At 39.3% G+C, this 22,349-nt stretch carries 17 protein-coding genes; 5 read left to right on the forward strand and 12 right to left on the reverse strand.

Annotated features, from left to right (window positions below):
- Positions 1-69 precede the first annotated feature (69 nt).
- Positions 70-285: a DUF1674 domain-containing protein gene (locus tag MCQ_RS03535; RefSeq protein ID WP_006923587.1), complete on the forward strand. Its 216-nt coding sequence runs from the start codon at positions 70-72 to the stop codon at positions 283-285.
- Positions 286-426: 141 nt separating this feature from the next.
- On the opposite strand, the gene rpsP is transcribed toward MCQ_RS03535, so the two are convergent.
- The 4 genes from rpsP to MCQ_RS03555 form a co-directional block, all read right to left on the reverse strand.
- A complete protein-coding gene (gene rpsP, locus MCQ_RS03540; RefSeq protein WP_006923588.1) occupies positions 427-792 on the reverse strand; it encodes a 30S ribosomal protein S16 in 366 nt (121 codons plus the stop codon).
- 16 nt (positions 793-808) lie between these two features.
- On the reverse strand, positions 809-1,138 hold the full coding sequence (locus MCQ_RS03545) for a chorismate mutase (RefSeq protein ID WP_006923589.1): 330 nt from the start codon (positions 1,136-1,138) through the stop codon (positions 809-811).
- Between the two features lie 24 nt (positions 1,139-1,162).
- A complete protein-coding gene (ffh, locus tag MCQ_RS03550; RefSeq protein ID WP_006923590.1) occupies positions 1,163-2,716 on the reverse strand; it encodes a signal recognition particle protein in 1,554 nt (517 codons plus the stop codon).
- A gap of 229 nt (positions 2,717-2,945) precedes the next feature.
- Positions 2,946-3,602, reverse strand: coding sequence for a carbonic anhydrase (locus MCQ_RS03555; RefSeq protein ID WP_006923591.1), 657 nt, complete (start codon positions 3,600-3,602; stop codon positions 2,946-2,948).
- A gap of 244 nt (positions 3,603-3,846) precedes the next feature.
- On the opposite strand from MCQ_RS03555, the gene MCQ_RS03560 reads away from it, so the two are divergent.
- Positions 3,847-8,556: an NAD-glutamate dehydrogenase gene (locus MCQ_RS03560; RefSeq protein WP_006923592.1), complete on the forward strand. Its 4,710-nt coding sequence runs from the start codon at positions 3,847-3,849 to the stop codon at positions 8,554-8,556.
- Here the strand turns inward: MCQ_RS03560 and MCQ_RS03565 are convergent.
- The 4 genes from MCQ_RS03565 to MCQ_RS03580 form a co-directional block, all read right to left on the reverse strand.
- Positions 8,553-9,710, reverse strand: coding sequence for a DUF2125 domain-containing protein (locus MCQ_RS03565; RefSeq protein WP_006923593.1), 1,158 nt, complete (start codon positions 9,708-9,710; stop codon positions 8,553-8,555). The two genes, MCQ_RS03560 and MCQ_RS03565, sit on opposite strands and share 4 nt — an antisense overlap.
- Positions 9,711-9,771: 61 nt before the next feature.
- A complete protein-coding gene (locus MCQ_RS03570) occupies positions 9,772-10,518 on the reverse strand; it encodes a glutamine amidotransferase (RefSeq protein WP_006923594.1) in 747 nt (248 codons plus the stop codon).
- Positions 10,519-10,612: 94 nt separating this feature from the next.
- On the reverse strand, positions 10,613-12,160 hold the full coding sequence (locus tag MCQ_RS03575) for a heme biosynthesis protein HemY (RefSeq protein ID WP_006923595.1): 1,548 nt from the start codon (positions 12,158-12,160) through the stop codon (positions 10,613-10,615).
- A gap of 11 nt (positions 12,161-12,171) precedes the next feature.
- Positions 12,172-13,359 carry a COG4223 family protein gene (locus MCQ_RS03580; protein WP_035007938.1) on the reverse strand — a complete coding sequence of 396 codons (1,188 nt, stop codon included), beginning with the start codon at positions 13,357-13,359 and terminating at the stop codon, positions 12,172-12,174.
- Between the two features lie 382 nt (positions 13,360-13,741).
- On the opposite strand from MCQ_RS03580, the gene tsaD reads away from it, so the two are divergent.
- The gene (tsaD, locus tag MCQ_RS03585; RefSeq protein ID WP_035007942.1) at positions 13,742-14,836 is read left to right on the forward strand and encodes a tRNA (adenosine(37)-N6)-threonylcarbamoyltransferase complex transferase subunit TsaD; all 1,095 of its coding nucleotides are present in this window, start codon (positions 13,742-13,744) and stop codon (positions 14,834-14,836) included.
- A gap of 501 nt (positions 14,837-15,337) precedes the next feature.
- Complete coding sequence (locus MCQ_RS03590; protein ID WP_006923598.1) at positions 15,338-15,766, forward strand: EVE domain-containing protein; 429 nt, start codon at positions 15,338-15,340, stop codon at positions 15,764-15,766.
- Positions 15,767-16,254: 488 nt separating this feature from the next.
- Here the strand turns inward: MCQ_RS03590 and MCQ_RS09585 are convergent, their stop codons facing one another.
- The gene (locus tag MCQ_RS09585) at positions 16,255-16,419 is read right to left on the reverse strand and encodes a hypothetical protein (protein WP_006923599.1); all 165 of its coding nucleotides are present in this window, start codon (positions 16,417-16,419) and stop codon (positions 16,255-16,257) included.
- A gap of 356 nt (positions 16,420-16,775) precedes the next feature.
- Here MCQ_RS09585 and MCQ_RS03600 point away from each other — a divergent pair, with 356 nt between their 5' ends.
- The gene (locus MCQ_RS03600; RefSeq protein ID WP_006923600.1) at positions 16,776-17,459 is read left to right on the forward strand and encodes a response regulator transcription factor; all 684 of its coding nucleotides are present in this window, start codon (positions 16,776-16,778) and stop codon (positions 17,457-17,459) included.
- A gap of 21 nt (positions 17,460-17,480) precedes the next feature.
- On the opposite strand, the gene MCQ_RS03605 is transcribed toward MCQ_RS03600, so the two are convergent.
- From MCQ_RS03605 to lysA, 3 genes are all read right to left on the reverse strand, one after another.
- Positions 17,481-18,260, reverse strand: coding sequence for a class I SAM-dependent methyltransferase (locus MCQ_RS03605; RefSeq protein ID WP_006923601.1), 780 nt, complete (start codon positions 18,258-18,260; stop codon positions 17,481-17,483).
- 252 nt (positions 18,261-18,512) lie between these two features.
- Positions 18,513-20,936: a TIGR02302 family protein gene (locus MCQ_RS03610; RefSeq protein WP_035007945.1), complete on the reverse strand. Its 2,424-nt coding sequence runs from the start codon at positions 20,934-20,936 to the stop codon at positions 18,513-18,515.
- Between the two features lie 126 nt (positions 20,937-21,062).
- Complete coding sequence (gene lysA / locus MCQ_RS03615) at positions 21,063-22,343, reverse strand: diaminopimelate decarboxylase (RefSeq protein WP_006923603.1); 1,281 nt, start codon at positions 22,341-22,343, stop codon at positions 21,063-21,065.
- Positions 22,344-22,349: the final 6 nt, after the last annotated feature.

The following is a 22,349-nucleotide window of genomic DNA, read 5'->3' on the forward strand; positions in this document are numbered from 1 at the left end:
TGATAAAACTCAATCATTTCTATATGATGGGGTTTTCTTTCTAGTTCTTCAATGGAGCTAAGGTATAAAATGGACAAAAAAGACCAAAAAATAAGTAAACAAAATGCAACCACTGTTAAACAACAGCCTCTTTCCCCCCAAGCACAACGGGCTTTAGATGAAGCGGAAGAAAGGCGTAAACATGAAAAAAACGAAGACAAACCCTTAGAGAACGGAGGACGCGGCGGCAAAGACCCTTCACGCTACGGAGATTGGGAAATTAAAGGCCGCGCCATTGACTTCTAGGAGTCTCATATTGATTCTTTTAAAGATCAACCACTCTCTAAAGAGGAACCACTTTTATAGACAAAACGAATAACAATCGTCATTTTCTATAAAAGCTTTCTATAAAAGCTTTAAAGTATTCTCGATTATTTTTGAGAATAATCACGCCTCTTCTGATACTGCAGCAGCCGCTTCTTCAGCAGCTTGTTTTGCTGCGGCTATGCGTTCTTGCGCTTTTTTACCAGGTTCACCTTTATGTGGATTATTGCGAACTGGACGCTTTTTTAAGCCAGCAGCATCCAAAAACCGCAAAACGCGATCTGTTGGTTGAGCACCTTGCCCAAGCCAATATTGGATACGTTCTTCATTAAGTTTTACACGTGGTCCATCTTTAGGCAACATTGGATCCCATGCACCAACACGCTCAAGAAAGCGCCCATCACGCGGACTACGGACATCCGCAACAACGATATGATAGTAAGGGCGTTTTTTTGAACCTCCACGGGACAAACGAATTTTCAATGCCATATTTTATCTCCTATAGTCAGCTCTGGCTTTCGTTTAAATTTACTTGTTTTGTTTTTTTCTCTTCAGCAATAACTTCATGATGCTGTACAACTTCTTTAATGATAAATTTTAAAAATCTTTCAGCAAAATCGGGATCAAGATGACTATCTATAGCTAATTGCCGCAAACGCGCTACCTGATGTTGCTCACGCAAAGGATCCACTATAGGCAAATCATAACGTACTTTTAACTGTCCAACTGCTTTCGTACAACGAAACCGCTCTGCTAAAATATGAATCAATGTTGCATCAAAGTTATCAATGGACGCTCGTAAACACGCTAATTCGTCCAATATTTTTTCCTGCATTACGCTTCCTTCCCTCCTGGCATCTTATTTTTTGGGAAACCGCTGAGGAAATTTTCCTCCACTATCGGCAGTACCATTAGAAAGACCAGGAAATGCAGAGCCATGACTCGGAAGACCAGGTAGCACTTTCCCTCCACTACTACTTTCAATTTGTTTTTGTAGTGTCGAGAGTTGCTTTGGATCAAACCCTGACAAATCAGGCATTGTTCCAGAATCTCCACCAAACCCCATTTTGGCACCAAGTCCTCCCAACATTTTTCCCATCAAACCGCCTTTGCCCTTACCACCTATAGCTTTCACCATATCAGCCATTTGGCGATGCATTTTCAAAAGCTTATTAATATCAGCAGCACTCGTACCAGAACCTTTAGCAATCCGTTGCTTACGGCTGTGTTTCAAAACTTCAGGATTAGCACGTTCAAAAGGCGTCATTGACGAAATAATAGCCAATTGACGATTAAACAAACGGTCATCAAGACCCGCGGCAGCAATTTGATCTTTTACCTTACTAAAACCCGGTAGCATTCCCATAATGCCGCCCATACCGCCAAGTTTTTTCATTTTCTGCAATTGTTCTGCAAGATCATCAAGATCAAATTTTCCAGCTTGCATCTTTTTTGCAAAAGCCGCAGCCTTCTCATGATCCATTGTTTCAGCAGCTTTTTCCACCAAAGAAACAATATCACCCATTCCGAGAATACGATCGGCAATACGACTGGGATGAAATTCTTCTAAAGCATCTATTTTTTCACCGGTCCCGATTGCCTTAATTGGCTTTCCCGTAACAGCGCGCATTGAAAGAGCGGCACCACCGCGGCCATCACTATCCATACGTGTTAAAATAATTCCTGTAATCCCTACACGTTCATCAAAAGAACGGGCAAGATGAACAGCATCTTGACCGGTAAGACTATCGGCAACCAACATAATTTCATGAGGAAGAGAAGAAGCCTTAATTTCAGCCAATTCGAGCATTAAGGCTTCATCGATATGATTGCGGCCCGCCGTATCAAGAAGGAGTACATCATAACCACCTAATTTGGCTGCTTGTACCGCACGTATTGCAATATCGACGGGAGACTGACCGGCAATAATGGGTAAACTTGCAAGTTGTGCTTGTTCTCCTAATTGGCGCAATTGTTCCTGTGCAGCAGGACGGCGTGTATCTAATGACGCCATGAGAACCTTTTTATTGTGCTTGTCAGTTAAACGTTTTGCCAGCTTTGCTGTTGTCGTTGTTTTTCCAGACCCTTGTAAGCCAATCATCATGATAACGACAGGTGCTGGTGCGTTTAAATCACTCAGAGCACCTTCATTTCCAAGCACATGAACCAATTCGTCATGAACAATCTTAACAACCATCTGTCCAGGTTTAACAGATTTAACAATTGACGCCCCAACAGCTTTTTCTCGAACCCTATCAGTAAAAGAACGAGCGACATCAAGTGCAACATCGGCCTCCAACAAAGCGCGACGAATTTCGCGCAATGCTGCCGCTACATCCTGATCCGATAAAGCGCCGCGCCCTGTCAAATTAGACAGAATGGAACCAAGCCGCTCTTGTAAGGATTCAAACATCATCTACCTCATTGCTACATAACAAACAAACCAAAGTGGCATCCGAGAACGCATCGCGCCGTCGGATGTTGACCTCTGAGATCTCTTTAATACCCTTAAACTGGGGTCTCAGTCGGTGGCTCCAAGTTAATTTTGTCACTGAAAGCTTGTTCTTTCAAACAATAAAACCCCGCCTTTGTCAAGATTTATCATACAAGACCTTTCATAAGAAGCAAAAAGACAGCAAACGTTACACCGCAAAATTCCTGATCTCAACACGCATAAAATGTCCTGTTTCCTGTTTCATACTCCATAATTCACCACTTGAGATATCAAACCAAACCCCGTGCAACGACAGAATACCCTGATCTTTACGCGCCTTTATCCACGGAAATGACTCTAAATTTTTCAGCGAATGACAAATAGAAAGTTGCTCTAATGTGGTTTGTTGTTCTTGTACGGTTAATGCTTTATTATCAACTACTGTTTTCGCTGCTGGTACCAAAAGGCTCATCCATTGACCAATAAAATCATCTGAAATTAAAGACTTGCACGTCTCCTTAAGAGCAGTACTCACCCCCCCACAATGTGCATGACCCAAAACAACAATATGCTTAACCTCAAGCAATTGTACCGCATATTCAAGAGCTGCTGATGTAGCATGATATTGTCTGTCAGGAGAAAAAGGAGGAACTAAATTTGCCACATTGCGCAACACAAAAATTTCGCCTGGTTTAGCATTAAAAATCATTTCTGGTATCGCACGTGAATCACAACAAGCGATTATCAAAACCTCAGGTTTTTGCCCTTCATCGGCCAATTGCTGATAATGTGCTGTTTTGTATAAAAAATGATTTTTTATAAAGGACTGGTAACCGCTTAACAGTTTTTCTGGTAAACACTTCATTCTATATATACTTTCACTTTATCTACTTCAAAAATAAACTCCTAACATACAACGATACTAAAAATGTCCTTTCATCGACATAAAAATTTTTAAATTATTACTATAAAATGGAAGAAATAGTTTCATTATCTCCAATATAAATAACTATTCCCTGCAAAAAGAAGATGCTACAGTGCAGAGAATGGTGTAACGGTCTATTCTTATAAAAAAGAGACTACTTAAGAGCAAAAAAGGGAAAATTATTGTGATACAACAAAAAGCATCAAAGATAAAAAGCAATCAAGATAAAATAGAACAAATCCTTTTCGCTCACACCGATAAAGAAGATATCGCCTGTTATGAAAATAAAGAACTCCAAAAAGCTGCAACCACCGCTGTTAAAGCCTTCGACCTCCATAAAGCAGGGAAAAGTACTATCTGCTTTGAACAAAATTTGACCCGCAAAAACAAACCTATAACTGTTGTCACGCTTGTCAACGATAACAAACCCTTTCTCCTTGATTCTATTTTGAATATATTTAATCAGCACAAAAATCACATTTATTTGATTGCACACCCCGTCCTTGACTGTGCCTCCGGACAACGCATCAGCCTCATGCAAATTCATATCGAGTCGTTAAACGAACAACAGATACAAAAACTCCAAGATGAAATCACCTTAGTTCTTGAACAAGTGAATGCAGCTGTGCAAGACTGGAAACCTATGCTTAAAGAAGTTGAAAAGCATATCCACGCCTATAAAACAAATCTTCCCGCGCACTACAAACAAGAAGGCGAAAAAGCTATTGAATTTCTTAACTGGTTGATGGACCATAATTTCATCTTCCTTGGCATGCGCACTTATAACTTCATCAAAGACCAAGAACCCACAAAAGCCTTTACAGCCAGCGACATTGAACTGGGTATTCTCACCGATGCCTCTATTCGTATTATTGGCGATGCACGTGTGGAAGAACCTCCCCAAGAAATTTTATCCTTTATGGAAAGTGATAACCTACTTATTGTGACGAAAGCCAACAGCCGTTCAAAAATTCACCGTCCTGTTTGGCTCGATTATATTGGTCTTAAAATCTTTGATAAAGAAGGCAAATTGTGTGGAGAATTACGCATTGTAGGGTTATTTACTTCCTCAGCTTATACGCGCTCTATCTCGCAAATCCCTTTCTTAAAAGAAAAAGCAAAAACCATTATTCAACGCCTTGGATATGATCGGGCTGACTATTCTGGAAAAGCGCTCATCAGTGTTTTAGAAACATATCCAAGAGATGAAATGTTTCGCTCTGACATTGATACATTAACAGAAAATGCCAAACTTATCCTGCAATTAGACGAACGCCCACGTCTACGAATACTCGCCCATATTGATTCTTTTGGGCGCTTTGTTTCTATACTTGTCTATGTGCCCCGTGACCAATATAGCAGCAGTATTCGTGAAAAAATTGGTGAATACTTTGTTGAACTCTACAAGGGTGATTTTTTTGAATCTTATCCTCTCTTCTTAGAAAGCACACTCATCCGTGTTCATTATATCGTCCATCGCAAAGGGAGCGAAAGCGCCCCTGTTGTTGAACGTACAGTACTTGAACAAAATGTTCGTGCCATAGCACGCAGCTGGGAAGACAGTGTTCAAAGTATAGCCCTGAGTCGCAAAGCAACAGACCAACAAATGCGTTTAGCCAGCGAATTTCCCAACAGCTATCGTGACTTATTCTCGGCTGAAGATGCAATTGAAGATGCAGGTCATATTCTAAGTCTTAATGATAAAAAACCTCTTTTCGTTACTTTTTATCACGCACACGACAAAGAAAAACGAAGTATTTCCCTTAGGCTCTTTCACCGCTATGAAGCGCTTGCCCTTTCCAAACGCGTGCCCCTTCTTGAAAATATGGGTTTTCGGGTCATTGCTGAACAGACACTTAAATTACCAGATGGCAACGGACACTCCGTATATCTTCATGATATGCAATTGGAAAGTGCTTTTCAACTATGCATTGATTTCGATAAAAACGGTCAAAACCATGCTGAGACATTCGAAGCCATTTGGGCCAAAAATGCTGATAATGATGCCTTTAATGCTTTAACCCAAACAGCTCAATTCGACTGGCGTGAAATTGTTATTTTTCGGCATTATGGACGCTATCTCCAACAAACTGGAATTCCGTATTCACAAGAGCGCCTTGCCCAGACTTTAAACGCCTATCCTGATATTACCCAAGATCTTTATGCTTTGTTTCATTTAAAATTTCATCAAAGCCATACAGAAAAAGATCGGGAAAAAAAACAACAGGTCATTCAACAGCGCATTGAAGAAAAATTACAGAAAGTATCAGGTTTAGATGATGATCTCATTTTACGCCGTTATCGAAATCTAATCGATGCGAGTTTACGAACCAATGCCTTTACTTCTCTTGCAAATGGTAGTCCGCGGCGTATTTTAGCAACCAAATTAGATCCACGCCAAATTGAAGGTTTACCTGAACCACGTCCCTATCGAGAAATTTTTGTTTATGGTCCAGAAGTTGAAGGGGTTCATTTGCGCTTTGGCCCTATTGCTCGAGGTGGCATTCGTTGGTCTGACCGTGCATTAGATTATCGCACTGAAGTGCTTAGCTTAGTTAAAGCCCAACAGGTTAAAAACGCAGTTATCGTCCCTGTCGGTGCAAAAGGGGGATTTTATCCTCATTGCTTACCTCAAACCAACGACCGTGCCACCATAACAGAAGCCGCGCGACAAGCTTATATTGACTTTATCACAGCTTTGCTTTCCATTACCGATAATCTGATCAATGACAAAATAAGTCCTCCCGATAATGTCATCTGCCATGATGGTGATGACCCTTATTTTGTTGTCGCTGCTGACAAAGGCACAGCAACCTTTTCTGATACAGCCAATGCACTCAGCCAAGCAAATCACTTTTGGCTCGATGATGCTTTTGCTTCTGGAGGATCGGCAGGCTATGATCATAAAGCCATTGGCATTACCGCAAAAGGTGCATGGGAAGCAGTCAAAAGACATTTTCGAGAATCTTTTAATCACGATATCCAAACAATTCCTTTCACCTGTGTTGGTGTTGGCGACATGTCCGGTGATGTTTTTGGGAACGGCATGCTCCTTTCTAAACAAACAAAACTTATCGCCGCCTTTGATCACCGTGATATCTTTATCGACCCAGATCCCAATATAGTTGAAAGCTATGCAGAGCGCATGCGACTCTTTCAACTCCCTCGCTCAAGCTGGCAAGATTACGACCAAACAAAATTATCAAAGGGTGGTGGCATTTTCTCACGCACAATGAAAACCATTACGCTCTCACCTGAAGCTGCACAAGCTATTGGCTTTGAAAAACAAACAGGAACGCCTTTTGAAATTATCTCTGCTCTTCTCAAAGCACCTGTTGATCTTTTATGGTTTGGTGGCATTGGCACTTATATCCGTGCAACCACAGAAACCGATGCCCAAGTAGGTGATCGCGCCAATGATGCAATACGCATTACCGGTGAACAAGTACGTGCAAAAGTTATTGGTGAAGGGGCAAATCTTGGCGTTACACAATGTGGTCGAATTGAATATGTCTTAAATGGTGGACGATGCAATACAGACGCCATTGATAACTCTGCAGGTGTTAATTGTTCTGATGTTGAAGTCAATATCAAAATTGTTCTTGCATCAGCACTTCGTGCAAAAACGCTTACTCGTGAAGAACGCAATGAACTCTTGAAAAAAATGACTCCACAAGTTGAGCAGTTAGTCCTGCGCAACAATTATTTACAACCTCTTGCTCTTTCCTTAGCTGAAAACCGAAGTGTTATTGATTTGCCTTATCAAATACGCTTTATGCATGATCTGGAACAAAAGAAGCTTCTCGACCGTAGAGTTGAAATTCTTCCTGATGAACAAATTTTGCGCCAAAGAATAGCCCAAGGTCAAGGCCTTATGCGTCCAGAACTCGCTGTTATTTTGGCTTATGCTAAATTAACTCTAAAGGAAGAAATTGCTCACAGTTCCATCGTTGATGAGTGTTATTTCAACACGATCTTGCTGAATTATTTTCCGACCCAAATCCAGAAAAATTTTGAGAAAGAAATCATTAACCACCAATTGCGTCGCGATATTATTGCAACCCTCATTGCCAACGATATCGTAAATCGCGGTGGACCTACTTTTGTTAATCGCCTAAAAGATGCAACAGAACAAAAAACTGAAAATATCATTCGCGTTTTTATTACCCTCCGCGATGGCTTTGAAATTCCTCAATTATTTGACCAGATTGATAACCTTGATAATAAAATACCTGGTTGTGTCCAAAACAAATTCTACGCCGCAATTACCTCAATGCTTTTTGAGACAACCAATTGGGGTTTGCGCAATATGGATCTCTCTGTTCCACTAGAAGAAATTGTAAAAACAATTAAGCAAGCGCGGTCTGTTATTGAAAAACAGCTTATATACTCCAACGACAATGACATTCATCAAAAAATTAAGGAAAAAAAAATACATTATAGTGAAGAGGGTGCACCAAAAACTCTAGCACAACAATTAGCTCTCTTGGAGACTGCTCCAATAATTTGTGATATTGCTTTGATTGCACAACAAAGCAACAGCGACCTTATTAAAACCGCAGAAATCTATTTCTCACTTGCTCAAGTCATTCGTATAAACCGTATTAATGAAGCAAGCCGAACAATTCCTGTACTTGATTATTATGATAGTATGGCTATAAGCCAAGCAAAAGAAAATATTGCCGAAAGCTTACGGCAAATCGTTATGAAAATCCTGAAAAACTATGAAGAAAAAAAGGATCCGTTCTTAGCTTGGAGCCAAAAAGAAGAAGAATACATTCACAATGTAACAAACCGCATTGGTGCCCTTATTGAAAACGATCTCAACATTTCTCGGTTTACTTTTACAGCAGGGTTAATTGCTCAACTTCAGAACACCGCCTTTCAAACTTAAAGTGGTGCAAGACGGCCAAGTTTTAGAAACCCCAGTTTTGCCCACCCATGGGTAATTTGCAAGGGTATAATGGGGTGGCCCTCTGCATTTTTAGGCATAGCACCCAAAATAAAAAATAAAGCTTGAAGATTGTTGGTTTGCGCGGGAAACAAGCGCTGTGCAGTAGTAAGAAATTCTGCATGTTCAGGAAAAGCAAGTTCAAATTTTGCTGACAAATATCCTTTATCGTCAAAAGAAAAAGGTCCACTTACATGCACCACACCACCCGTATGAAAAATAAATTCACCGCGTTTTAAAATTCCACTTTTCCCATACAAACGCTGCTTCCAACCGCTTCCACCATTTGCATCAAACAGATTGGATACATCATTGAGATTCCATTTTAAATTGCCATCAATTTTTGGAAAATCAACAAAGTAAGGTGCAAAAAACGAAGAAGAATCAAAACTATCGAAAGTAACATGCCCTGATAAATTATTCTTTTCGTTTTTAAGATCAAGTCGCACAAATTCTGCTGTTATTTTTAGAGCTGTATTTTTTTGGTCTAATGGATGCACAATCGTATCATCAGCATCGTTCAAAGATGCATGATCTTCAGCACTTTCTTGCAGTGTCTTTTTATCTACCGTCTGTGATTTCAATGCTCCCTGAAGTTTCTGATTTTCAAAAGACGACACAACCCTAGAAATCTCAAGCCCTTCAGCCATAAACTTAAATGTCTTACCCGTTCTCCAATAAGGCTCTGCTTCAATCACTAAATTGCGCCAGTGTGATATTATGGGAGCTTTTCCCGCTAAAGCAATTGAAGCAGGAGAATGAACGTTTAACTCGACCCATTGCGGTGCATAAATCGGTGCACCTGCCGTCAAACGTCCAGTTGATAAAGAAAACCCATGTAAAGGCCAGACAAACTGAAATTTATCACAAACAACACCGATACGTAACGGATAACCATTCTTGCGTAGATGCTCGCACACAGCTGTTATACTACGAGAAGATGCACTTACAAGTATATCGGAAACACGATTTTCTATTTTACGTGAAAAAAAAAACCAGAACGCGCTATAAACGAGTATCAAAATAACACAGAAAAAACCACAAAGCAGCTGGTTCAAAGAAAGTTTTTTCCGGAATGATGTCAATTGAGAGAACATAAACAAAATTAAAATTTTCCTTATCTAACAATGAAAATCAATATAAACAGTTTTTTAACACTTATGCGAGTGTAGAGGATACACAGAAAATCTGTCGCAATGCATTTTCAAACCACTGGCTTAAAGCCTGATCATAGATTAAGCGACCTTTTAAATGTGCAGAAGCCGGCTGAGCTCCTTTTTCGGTTAATTTATGTGCCGAACGAATCACCAAACGTCGCATCATAGCACGCGTGAATTCAGCATGAAATTGCAAACCCCATGCATTGTCTCCATAACGGAAAGCTTGTGTAGGGTATGCATGCCCCGTTGCTAAAAGCACTGCCTCTTTAGGTAAATCATAAATCCCTTCATCATGAAAATGGTAGACCATTTCTGGCCAATTCATCAATTCCTTGCCCTGCGGGGTTGCTTCCAATGGATACCAACCAACTTCAACAGTTCCATCGCTTCTTGTACCAACACGCCCCCCTAGATTTCGCGCTAACATTTGTGCTCCAAGACAAATGCCCAAAAAAGGCTTATTCTCTTTCAATGACAAAGAAATCCAATCAATTTCTTCACCAATATATGCTTCGCTGTCATTCACACTCATCGATCCCCCTAAAATGACAACACCGGCATAATACTTTAATGTATTGGGAAGTTTCTGCCCAAAAATAGGACGATAAATATCAAGAACAAAACCACTCTGTTGCAAAAATTTCCCCAAACGACCAGTATATGTCGATTGACGATGAACAACGACTGCTATTCTTGGTTTGCTGTTTTTTTGCTTTTTACCCCGACACCTTTGTATTAAAAGCATTTTTAACCAATCACTCTCTGCAATCAAGTTAAGTTTAATTTTTTAAACACAAAAGAATAATTTTGATAAACAATATTCACTATAGTTCTTCTTTTTAAAATAACCGAAATTTGTTTTTTGACAAAGATTCATCATCTTCTTCTATTTTAATCCCTGGATCATCAACATTTAAATGCGTTTGGCGGGATACCTCTTTATCTTTTTCCTTTATCTTGAAATGATGCAAAAAGTTATCTTCTAAAGATGATGCCTTTTCAAGCAACTGATCTTCAACAAAAGGTGTTTTTTCCACGGTACCTTTTCTATCTTCTTTTTGCAGCTCAATACTATCAAGCTCTAATGTGAGAGGAGGCTGGCAGGGAGGTGCTTTCCATTCGAAGCATCCCAAACGTCCACTTATTGGAGAAACCAAGGACCAAGAAGAAAAAATGCGACCATCACACATCCATACCGGATCACGTTCAGCACGCAACGCTAAAGAAAGCCATTGCCGCACAGCCCCCTGATTATTTCCTTCTGCTTCTTCAATATCTGCCAACAACAAATAAACACTTTCGCGCGGATGATATCGAAGCGCTTTTTGTGCCTGTTCTCTTGCTAATGCCCTTTCACCAGCATCTAGGGCAGCTTTAGCAATGAGGAACGCCGATTCAAATGTTTCTTTATTATAGGAAGCAAGTGTTTTCGCTTTTTTTAAGCGCCCAACGGCTCCCTTTTCTCTTTCAAGATAAAGTGCTCCCAAATCAGGATGAGGATTTTTCTTCCAAGCGGCAATAATCATTTTATCAGCTTTGCGCGTTTCATTTAGTTTATAAAGAATATCAGCAGTAATCACTGTTATAGGCACAAAATCAGGCACTAATTTATGCGCTTTCAAAATAGCTGTACGCGCATCGAAAGGATGCGTATTAAACAGATGAGCTGCCTGTCCACTTAAAAGCAAAGCTTGTATATGATGACGCTCTGTAGTTGAACGAACAGTGTGGGGTAAAGCTTTTTGTGCTCGCTCAAAAACATCAAGTGCTTTGTCCCATTGCCCACGAGCACACAACTGATCAAGCACTGCTTGATTTGCCCACAAAAGCGCTGGTGATAAAGCTAACGCTTCTTCTGCATATTGCTGTGCTACTTCATAAGCATTTGTTTTCATAGCTTCACGAAACAAACCATAAAGCCCAGCCAATTTTGTCGGTGTTTCCTTTCTCATTTCCTCATAAAGACCAATGGCGCGAACAGAATTATTTTGCAAAGACAAAGTTTGAGCTTGTAAAAGCTTGACCAATGGCTCACGATTACCCGCAAGATATTTTACAACACGTGCCGCCATTTTTTGCGCTGCAACACCATCACCAGCAAAAACTGCAAGAAAGCCTTTTGAAAGAGCTTCGTAACCGTGCTTTTGATGGCGTTTATAAAAATAATTGGAGAGAGCCCCAGGGATGGAAAAAAGTACAGATAAAAACCACCACAGAAGCACTAAAATTCCAAAAAATAAAATGAGCGCGCTTAAGAGCGTCAACAATGAAACAGAAAACCGAAAGCGCAAAAACGTCATGACAAAAACATCATTGTGATTAGCAACCCACCCAAAAGCTAAACCAAGCACACATACAACAAAAGTATAAATCAAAACACGTATCATCTTGAGCCTATTTACATCTTTTTTGCGTTAAAAGACCCTTGTTGCACAGAGAGCAACAACTTTTGGAGAAGATGATGAATAGCAATATGTCTTTCAAGTTGATAAACAAAGTTTACAGAAACGTCTTTTGCAGTTTGGGGCAATGTTTGCCACTCACTCAGAGCCTTTTCATAATCACCCATTTGAATGGCAACTTCCATCCGAGCCGCAATTGCCCCTAGCGTCATACCTTCAACATTTCCAATCGGCCGTGAAATAACCAGACCTTTTATCCATGCACAAATCTGTTCAAAAAAACCAGCATCTGACGCAACATTATTTTGTGTAGCAACAATAGCATCGGCAACATGAGAGAAATCAACCGAAAGTTGTGCAGAACTTCGAATACCTGTATTGGCTGTTTTTTGTAACAGATCAAATCCCTCAATTGAAGGCGATAATTGCTGTAACATTTTCAATTCATTGACATAAGATCCGCCACGTTCTACAGCATTTTTTAGCGAACTGACTGCAATAAACAATGCAGTATTTATTTTTTCTTTTTTATCATTTTTAGCATCAATCTCTTTTTGCATGATCTCTAACTGTTGCTTTAAAGCAGTAAGATCATTTGCATTACTCTGTCCAACGGACAAAGTCATTTTCATATCTTTTGATATGCTCACTAAATTTAACACATACTCTTCAAGACCACTTACTTTTTCTTCTAAAGCCGCAAAGGCTTTTCTGCTTTCTTCTTGTGAAGTTTCATCACCTGGAAAGATGCCAAACTTTTGTGATGAAAAAGCTGAAAACTCTACTTTCAATGCATCAATTTCTTGAAGCACACGCTCCAATTGCCGCATTGTCTCTTCACTTTGACTTTTTGCCGTTTCCGCAATCTGTAAAGCTTTTTCTCCACCAGCATAGTCACCCTTCAAAGAAGAAGGCAGAAAACCCGCCCATTGTACCGCTATCGCAAGCCCCAAAGCGATAAGACCACCAACAATTCCTGAAATTGGCAAAAAAAGCCAAGGTATCTCAGACATATGTTTACACTGTGTACTTGGCTCGCGCTGTTTTTTTACTGCATTTGATTTTATAGAGTCTTGTGTTTTTTGCTCTGCATCATGGCTTACAACTTCATGTTCAATCACCGGTTTTTTACGGCGCATACCGATATAATGCGATTTAACTTTAGGTTTTGAAGAATCTGCCATCTTAGCCACTTTTTTCATACTTCTTTTTCAACGATAAAATAACAAAATGAAAAAAGCTTTAAAAATTAAGCATTTCTCAAACAACATACCTTGTTTTTTACGCTTTTTATCAAGAGTATTTCTTCGTCAAAATTCTCAACAATTTATCCCCTTTAGAGGCGCTTACAATATATATACTTTGATAAACAACTTTTTAGAAACACATCATATTTTATACTGAAAAACATACCTTAATTTTTAGTCAACAAAGCAATTATAGCAAAGAAAAAACTAAATTTATTTTTCTCATATAAAGATCAATTTTAAGGGAAGTTCTTTGCTTCTTTGCTTGTCCGTGCTACCCACACATGAAAAAAAATTTAAACATAAGGTTTTGTTTGAAATGCGCCTGTTAGGAATAGAAACAAGTTGTGATGAAACTGCTGCTGCTGTCATTGAACATAAAAATGAAGGCAACAGTCAAATTCTTTCCAATATTGTTTGGAGCCAAATTGATAATCATGCACCTTACGGTGGTGTTGTTCCTGAAATTGCTGCTCGTGCTCATGTTGAAATTCTCGATGATTTAATTTTGAAAGCACTTAGAGAAGCTAATACAAAATTAAAAGACATTGATGCCATTGCAGCCACAAGTGGACCAGGTTTGATAGGAGGACTTTTAGTAGGCGTTATGACGGCAAAAGCACTGTCTCTTGCCACTGGAAAACCTTTTATTGCCGTCAATCATCTGGAAGGTCATGCCTTAACAGCCGTGCTAACGCATAATGTCAATTTTCCCTATTTATTACTGTTGGTTTCAGGCGGCCACACACAAATAATCCTTGTCCACGAAGTGGGTAATTACCAGCGTTTAGGAACCACCATTGATGATGCATTGGGGGAAGCTTTTGATAAAACAGCAAAACTCTTAGGCCTTCCTTATCCTGGCGGCCCAGCTCTTGAAAAAGCAGCTTTATTAGGTGATAAAAATCGTATTCCTCTTCCACGACCTTTAAAAGGTGAAAAACGGTTGGATTTTTCCTTTTCCGGTCTCAAAACTGCCGTTCGACAAGCTGCAACAGCGATGGCCCCTCTCACAGAAGGTGATGTTGCTGATATTGCAGCGAGTTTTCAAGCAGCCGTCACCGATACAGTGTATGACCGGATTCATTTGGCTCTACAACACTTTACTTACCAGTATCCTCTCTCTCATTATCAAGGACTTCGCCCTCCTGCTTTAGTTGTCGCAGGCGGAGTAGCTGCTAACCAAGCTATTCGATCTACGTTGCAAGAACTTGCCCATCAACACGGTTTTGAATTTATCGCTCCCCCTCTTTCTTTGTGTACTGATAATGCTGCAATGATTGCTTTTGCTGGAGCTAAACGGTTCGCACGGGGCGAAACAAGTTCCCTTGGCATTGCACCTCGTTCACGCTGGCCACTGGATGAAAAAGCCGTTCCTTTAATCGGAACAGGACGCCGTGGAACAAAAGCATAAGAACAATAGATTAGCGCTTATATTATCCACCAAGAAACACAATATGAATCACCATCATCTAATATCTCATCTTTCACCATTACTATTGTAAATCCTTCACTTATCAGAAACCAATTTTCTCGCCACATTTTTCCAACTCAATGATACTATACTGACTGGGATACTATATTCGCTAGACTTTTCAAACCACTGTCGAAAGAATGATCAAATTTTGCATACTTACCAATTTACTTTAAGCTTGCCTTTTCACATACTTGTATATTTTTTCTGCTAACAATGAACTTAAATCAAAACACCTTCACACAACATATAAAAATACCTACAAACTATAGATCACTCCTCCACCACAATTTGACTATTTCAAAAAAGAATAAATAGATCGATTATCAATATTCTTTAGCTTATTTTAAATCCAAAATCATTGTTGATGACGCTACACAAATGCTTAAAAAGATGTGTATGATTTATGAAATGCAACACTGCCTATGAAAAGGAGATCTCATGGCTTATTGGCTTTTTAAATCTGAACCCCATAAATGGTCATGGGACATGCAGAAGCAAAAAGGTGCTGCCGGTGAACAATGGGATGGTGTACGCAACTATCAAGCCCGTAATAATATGCGAGCAATGAAATGTGGTGATAAAGGCTTTTTTTATCATTCAAATAAAGGATTAGAAATCGTAGGTATTGTAGAGGTCTGTGCTGAAGCGCATCCTGATTCTACAACCTCTGATCCACGCTGGGAATGTGTGGATATCCGAGCTGTCTGTGATATGCCAACCCCTATTTCATTAAAACAGATCAAAGCGAATCCAAAACTAAAAAATATGGTACTGGTCAATGCTAGTCGCTTATCAGTGCAACCTGTGACAAAAGATGAATGGAAAGAAATTTGCTTGATGGGCAACCTTAAGATCTTAAAAATTTGATTTATAATAATAATTTATTATTTCGATATTGAATTAGGGTACAGAATACAGTAAGTATTTTCTTGTTTCATCCCTCTTACTCAAAACCAAAAACCGTTTAACTACAAGAAAAAAAGCAACATAAGTGGGGAATACAATGATAGCATTGCTGCGGTCTGTTCCTTCATAAGAGTAAGAATAGTGATGCTCAGTAGCTTTTAATTGATACTATTTATGAACAGCATCTGAGAGATGAAAATTGTGTGCAAGGTAGAGATTCTTCTTAAAGCAAATATATGAAAAAAGCACAAAAATACGCTGTTATTCTTTATAAAAAAGCATGGTCCCACCTGAAAAGAAAGCGAAAAATAAAAACATGAGACCCTATGTAATCTCTACTATTCAAAAAACATTGCTTTAAAATAATTTTGAAAACTATAACAAAAATAAAAGAAAAAAGTGAAGAGAGAAATACTTTCAACTTAAAACAATATTGTTTGTTCGTCGGCTTATATGGGGTACAAGAGACGTTTCATATCACAGCGGACGAGTACAATACATCCTTCTGTTGGAATATAATTTTCTTGCGCTACATGCATAAAAAGAGCACTCTCTTCTGCCATTTTCCATTCTGTACTCTTCAAATCCAAAACAAAACAATCTCTAAAAGTCATCTTCACGCTCTATTTCTTCAGCACTTTTACAAAAAAATAAAAAAGACATACCAAATAATGATAATTGGCATCTCTACGCACATCACGCCGACTATCATCCTACACTCAAATGCAGTGAAAAAGCAAAAAGGAATGAAACATAACACCATTATTTTCGTGCTTACAAGCAGAAATATCGGACCGTCTTAGAATACAAAAAACTGCGTACAATCACCTGCTTATCAATGAAAAACCATAAAAGAAACAAAAGTTTTTTTTACAAGATTTCTTTTTCAATTCTTCTTGCATGAGATCTCATTTTTCATGAAACTACTCTCTGTCAGTTGGGGCATTAACGTACCCTATAAGGAAAAAAAATGAACAAATATACCCTTTTAATCGTTGAAAATGATGATGATTTACGCGCTATTTTGAAAGAACAATTGCAAATTCATAAAGAATTTAAAGTTTTCCAAGCGAAAACAGCTGAAGTAGGAATCACAATAGCCCAAGAAAAAAATGTTGATCTAGCCATTTTGGCTATTGAACTCCCTGATCTTAATGGACTTAAAGCTGTTAAAAAATTACGCTCCCAAGGATTTCGTGCTCCCATTATCATGATCACAAATTATGATACTAATTGCGATACCATTTTAGATCTTGAAGTAGGCGCCAATGATTATGTCACAAAACCCTTTCGCTTTGCTGTATTGTTAGCGCGAATCCGCGCCCAATTGCGCCAATACGAACAAAATGAAGATGCAGTTTTTTACATTGGTCCCTATGCCTTCAAACCTAGACAAAAACTCCTCATTGATCAACATAACAACCAAATTCGCCTCACAGAAAAAGAAGCAGCAATTCTTAAATATCTCTATTGCACGAGCAACCAAATTGTAAACCGTGAAACACTGTTAGAACAAATTTGGGGATACAATGGAAATATTGTCACCCACACGTTAGAAACCCACATCTATCGTTTACGACAAAAAATTGAAAAAGATCCTTCTAACGCAAAAATTCTCATTACCGATCACAACGGATATCGTCTTAATCTTTAAGTTTTGGCCACAGTTACTACTTCAAAAACATTTTGATGCCATTAATTTTCTTCTCTGCAAGCAAAAAGAAGACAAGAGAGAACTTTCACGTGCTTGTGGTGATAACGCAGGCATAAAAACACGTCGCGACTGACGACGCTGCACAAGCAAACCTTGATAAACACGTTTCTGAGCCTGACAAATTAAGAGCCCACCAAAATAAGGTAAAAGATAGCGCGCAAATGGTTCATAAACAAAAGAAAAAAAACGCGAAGAATAACCTGAGGAAGGCATATAATGTACAATTTCTTGTACTGGTCCAGAAATAAAATTTGTTTTTTCGAATAAACGAGCAATTTGTTGCCGACTATAAGGTTCACCATAACCAAAGGGTGTGCAACCATTGCGCGCCCAAAAGCCGGAGCGATTAGGAACAATAATGATTAAGTGACCATTAGGAGCCAAAACACGCCATATTTCATTCAGTGTTTCGAATGCATTTTCTGTATATTCAAGTGCATGTACCAATAAAATACAATCAATCGAAGCATCAGGGAGTGGCAAATCCTCTTCAAAAACAAGTGCTGTAGCAACCTTATCAGCACAAGGCCAAGGTGAAACACCTTGACTAGCAGGCATAAAAGCGAAACATTGTTTTGCACGTGAACGCAATGCAGAAAGATAAGGAAGTGCATAACCAAAACCCATGACCCGTTTACCAGCAAGATCAGGCCAACACAAATTTAATTGATCACAAACCGTCTGCTGCACACGCATACCAAGAGTAGAAGCATAAAAATCTCTAAGCGTGACTATATCCAATTCAATATACCGTGTAGAAAAAATTTAAACATCACAGGCTTTCATATAATCCACTTATATGGACCTTTGCCTTTTCTCCGCAATGGCGAAAACTTTAATATTTCATATTTTAAACTTAAATGGCTCTAAAAGCAGCATAGAACGTTTCTATGATCACTTCACTAACCCATTTAATCGTATTTTATCTTTGATAACTTACACCCTATAAAGACTTCAAGTGCACTGTTTTTGACTAAGAAAAAAACCAGATGACTAATTAAAATGAAGCAACCTTTCAAGATAGTTTTTTTCTGCTTCTTGGATATGCTCTTTACCAAGGCGCTTGCGAATTTCTTCCAAAATCTGCCGCGCGCGCATTTGATCACTTACTTGTGGTATAATCGTACCTTCTTGCCCTTGATCAGACTTTGAAGAAAGCGGACGACCTAATGGATCTTCTTCATGACCAGAAACAGCATTTTGATTGTCTCCTGCTTTTTTGAGGACTTCACGCATTTTTTCTAAAACATTTTGTGCACCCTGCCTTAAGGCTTCTAAAGCATCTGACTGATTTTCTATGGATGTTTGATGATTTCCCTGATCAAGCGCAGTTTTTGCAGAATTCATTTTCTCTTCTGCCCTTTTCAATGCGCCACTCTGTTCCAGTCCCTGTGCTGACAATTCTTTTTCTAACTTTAATAATTCAGACTGTAACTCAGCCTGACGTTTTTTTAAAGATCTGCTTTGCTTTTCCAGCACATTTTCTCCACGTCGTTGTTCCATTTCTAACTGATGTGTTTCATTGAGAATTTCTTGCTGACGACGCATCAGATCTCCAAGCTGATCCATTTTTTCTTTCATTTGCGCGAATTGGCCCTCGCTTTGTCCGCCACCTTGATTGCTTTTTTGCACTTGCAAATGGTCGAGAATCTGTTCAACTTCAGCCAATAAATGCTCAGCTGCTAAAGAGGAGCCCATTTTGGCCATTTCTTCAATTGAATTCAGTTTTTCCTGTAATGTATCTTCTGAAAGATTAGGATGACTAGAACTGCTATTATTGTCTTGTGCTTTTTCAGCCAAAGTATGAATATAATCATCCATAGTTTGGCGTAAATCCGCCATAAGCCGTTCAATTTCTGTAGCTGGGGCACCATAGCGCAGTGCATCACGCAAAGCGGCTTGTGCCTGTTTTAAATTCTTCTGAACAGATTCAAACTGATTGCCCTCAATACCCAAAGCAATCTGCCATAAATAATTGACCACATCGCGCAAATCACCCTCTGTTTCTGCCATAGAAAGCCTCGTCCATGCGCTCTGTAGGGCAAGGAAATGTGTTACATTTTGAAGACCATCTTCTGGACGAACAAGCAAAGCGGAAAGCATATCGAGTACCCGCTCTCGCGCTAAAGAATTAAGAGCCAATAAACGACGCAATTCACTCACAGCACGAGCAATGGGATTCGAAAAAATACGCTGTGGTAATATCATGATAAAAGTTTTGCTGCGACCTTGCTGCCCAGCTCCATCTTCTGCCACCAAAGTAATTTTGACTTCCGAACCAGTCCATGGATGACTTGAGACATCCTGTACCATTCGCATCTTACCTTTGCCACCACGTGGCAAAAGAAGTTTTATTTCAGGTGCTTCATAAAGAGAAACGGTATTTTTATATTGATCAAAAAGAGGCTCTATTTCAACAAAGGCTTTTGTAACTCCATAATCATCATCCATCTCATACTTTAACTCTAATGAACCAGTCAAAATTCGCCCTGGTTTTTCCAACCAACCAATTGTCGGATGCTGATCCTTAATCACTTGCAAATACCACTGCTGTTGTTTATGACGCAATGATACAGACAAACTTATTGAATGCTCCAAGCGTGTTTCAAAATGAACAATTGGTTCATTAAAAACCATTTTATCGCTTTTTTTGGAAAACAAAATCTCCTGCCCATCTTCTTCAGAGAACGCTTTAACTGTAACACCAGCACCATCAACAACACGTACAACTAGGTCACTTCCTTCAGGAACTGTAAGCCGTGTTGTCTCACCTTGTGTTAAATAAAGAGGTGCAACACCCGTATAAGCAGGTGGTGTTACCCAAGCATCAATTCGCATTGATGTTTCATCAACTAAAGGACGAAAATCAAACGCATCTGCCAAACGTCCCCCCAAAGAGCCAAAAGAAAAACTAAAGGCACACACACAAAGAAGAACACATAAAGCCCTCAAAGCCAAAGGATCATAAGCCGCACTATTAGGATAGGCAAATCCTGTTTTTAAAGAGTACAATTGTTCCGCCATGCGGCGTTGGTGTTCGCGCCAAACAATCGCACTAAAATCTTCATCATTTTCAGGACATACACGATCTATTTGAACACCTAAAGGCTGATTTTTGAGGCCATTTTCTTGTTCAATACGGCGATTAACTTCCCTAACAGTCGGAAACCGAAAGCCAATAAGAGAAAACAAACTTGCCACGGCAGAAAAAAGCATCAACCCAAGTAAGAGTAAATGTGGCCAATAACTCAGAATACTAAAAATGCCAAACCAACCAAGCGAACAAAAGAGACTGAGAACTAGGAAAAATGGCAACAACCGTAACCATATCCGCTCAAATGAGAGGATACACCACATCAAAATGCGCACATACAAAAGCTTCATTCTTACAAAACTTTTGATGTTTTCATTTCTTATAGACAAATATTTGTCCCCTTTTACAGCGGTAAATTGAAATCATAAAACGCATACAAGACAATTTCCAGAAAATAAATTGTTTCATCAAAGTTTAATAAAAATAAGACCAAAAATATTTAAAAATGCTCAATCTAATCTGGGCTCAATCCAATTTGGAATATGATCGCAGCCTATCAATTGCGCATAATCAAGGCGTGGACGAATAACAGCATAACGCATATCCTGAACGAGAACTTCTGGCACCAAAAGCCGGCTATTATAAGTACTTGCCATCACCGCGCCATAAGCCCCTGCTCCTGTTATGGCCAAAACATCACCGGCTTTCAACACCGGCAAAGAACGTTCTAAGCCTAAATAATCACCGGTTTCACAAACAGGACCAACAATATCTGCATTGATCAGTGGAGCATCTATAGGCGTTTTTTTCACTGGCATCACATTTTGCCACGCATCATAAAGCGTCGGACGCATAAAATCATTCATCGCCGCATCAACAATAACAAAGTTCCGTCCTTCCCCTTTTTTTAAATACACAACCGATGTCACCAATACACCGGCTTCACCAACAATACTACGCCCAGGCTCTAGGACAATATTGATTCCTAAAGGCGCAATATATTTCTTTACCAGTGCTGCATAATCAAAAGGGGAGGGTACTAGATGCTGCTCATAACCATAAGGAATACCAAGCCCGCCCCCAATATCAATATGGGTTATTACATGACCATCATTCCATAATTGACGCACAAAATCTGCAGCAATAATAAATGCATCTTCAAACGGCTTTAAATCACAAATTTGACTGCCAATATGGAGATCAACACCACACACACAAAGACCGGGTAATTGGGCTGCTTTTTTATAGGTATCCCACGCCAAAGACAGCGGAATACCAAATTTATTCTCAGACTTACCCGTTGTAATTTTCTTGTGAGTCTTCGCATCGACATCTGGATTAATTCGCAAAGAAATACGTGCTGTTTTCGTGAGTGCAACAGCCCGTGCAGATAATTGTTCAAGTTCGGGCTCTGATTCAACGTTAAAACAATAAATATCCTGTGCAAGGGCAAAATCTATCTCTCTCACTGTTTTACCTACACCAGAATACACAATACGCTGTGCAGGAATACCAACAGCAAGTACACGCCGTAATTCCCCTTCTGAAACCACATCAGCCCCCGCTCCATTATTCGCTAAAATTTGCAAAACCGCTTGATTGGAATTTGCTTTAACCGCATAAGCAATTAAACTCGGCATATCTCGAAATGCATCCTGATAGTCTTTAAAATGTGCAACGATTGCGCCAGCTGAATAACAATAAAAAGGCGTTCCAACATCACGCGAAAGTTCCAAAAGCGAAAGACCTTCAGCTTGGAGCACATCCTGATGATAAGAAAAAAAACGCATAAAAAC

Origin of the sequence: Candidatus Bartonella washoeensis Sb944nv, from assembly GCF_000278135.1 — a bacterium.
GTDB classification, from domain to species: Bacteria; Pseudomonadota; Alphaproteobacteria; order Rhizobiales; family Rhizobiaceae; genus Bartonella; species Bartonella washoeensis.